The sequence below is a fragment of the Ulvibacterium sp. genome (assembly GCF_028285715.1).
In the GTDB taxonomy this organism is placed as follows: domain Bacteria; phylum Bacteroidota; class Bacteroidia; order Flavobacteriales; family Flavobacteriaceae; genus Ulvibacterium.
This window is the reverse complement of the sequence record NZ_JANQOO010000019.1, coordinates 1-1,662: the sequence shown is the minus strand read 5'-3', so window position 1 is coordinate 1,662 and position 1,662 is coordinate 1. Positions and strand designations below refer to the sequence as shown.

General features: G+C 39.4%; 1 protein-coding gene. It reads right to left on the bottom strand.

Annotation, left to right across the window (positions count from 1 at the left end):
• The coding region (locus Q0993_RS11510; RefSeq protein ID WP_299533118.1) for a hypothetical protein at positions 1-279 on the bottom strand (279 nt) is incomplete at its 3' end.
• Positions 280-1,662 lie beyond the last annotated feature (1,383 nt).

Genomic DNA, 1,662 nt, shown 5'->3' with positions numbered 1-1,662 from the left:
AAAAAACGCTAAGGTGAGGTAAGTAAAACTCAAGATTAAAAGGAACCAAACGGCATAGCCAAGAAGAGTTTGGTGTGTCACCGGGTACTTTTCTCCATCAAGGAGGGAGTCGAGACGGGGGTGAATGAAAGGGAAATGAGAGAGACCTCTGTCTTTCGTTTCAAGCTTTCTTATCAGTTTGTTATTCTCACAGTTTGGTTTCCACTTTGGCTTCATATTCTCTCTTTCCTCTTTCCCTTTCAGTCTGTCTGTAGAATAACCCACCCTTCCCTCCCTCAACCTCCGCATTGTTCCCTGAACCTTCCCTACCAAAGAAACTGAGGTGCTAGTAGGAGATAAGGTGATAAATGTTAAATTACAATTGTGAGAACGTTACAAAGCTGACGGGGTTTCGGGGTTAAGCCTTCATCAGAGCGAATAACGTAGTTTATATTAACATTGATTTCCTCTATTTCTGAAGTATTACGAGAGTATGGGCCGAGACTTCCGTCTTTCGTTTCAAGCTCTCTTATGACTTTGTTCATCTCACGGATTATTTTCCGCCTTACCTCGCGTTTTCTCTTTCCTTTCTCCCTTTCAGTTAGTCTCTGTGGGATAACCCACCCTTCACTTCCCTCCCTCAACTTCGCCATTGTTCCCGAACCTTCCCTACCAAAGAAACTGTGGCTCTATGTCGGAGATAAGTTGATGAACGTTAAATTACCATCGTGAGAACATTACCATGGCGAATAATTTCATACAACATGGCCGCCGCGTATGCGAATTGTGCCACCTTGTGGACTTAGATTTACAAACGCCGCGAAGAGCTTTACAAAGAAAAGTATGGAAATTTCCCTAACCTTGTCAAAAATTGTCCTTTTCCTCCTTAAGCGTCAATATGTTCGCATCTCCCCAAATCCAATTCTCAATTTGTCTGTCTATTTTCCAAATACACAACGAATAGCGAATTCCCAACGCCGTTGGAACTTTGTCCTTTTTTGACGACATCGGCCATACATCTTTTCAAAAATAGTACATAGTTGTGCAGCAAAACAGGAAAAAAACAAGTTCCAAGTTGCTCGTGTCTAAGGTCCCCAAATCGGACTCGAATAACAAGATGTCGTCCATTGTTTTAAGCTAAAAAAAAAAAAGGGTCCACAAGCCATTCCCCGCGCTTGCCAGCACACTCGAAATACGAGAACTTAGAATAGCCATACACAGGAAAAAAAATAAAATACCAAAATTTGGACTACTACCGGAATTTTCATGGTTTTTAATTGGGTTATGATTGGTAGACAAATTAAAATACCAACATTGGAGGAATGATATAAATACCAATGTTGGTATTTTTATAAAAAGTCCCGATACTGGAAAACAATAGCACTTACTGGAAAATTATTGGAAAACTAATCATGTTTTACCAGCCTTGGTATATTAATTCAATTTTCCAACACTGGGATATGTGCAAATTAGTTGGAAAATTATTGGAGTTTTCAGTGTGGGTTTACCAATCTTGGTGTATTAAAATATTTTCCCAACATCGGGAAGCATTCATACCAACTGGTAAACCATTGGGATATTAATTCTGTTTTACCAGTCTTGGTATATTAGTGGAATTTCCCAAAATTGGGAAATGCTGAAATTCATTGAAAAATCTTAGCTTCACCATCATGAAATAAAGAC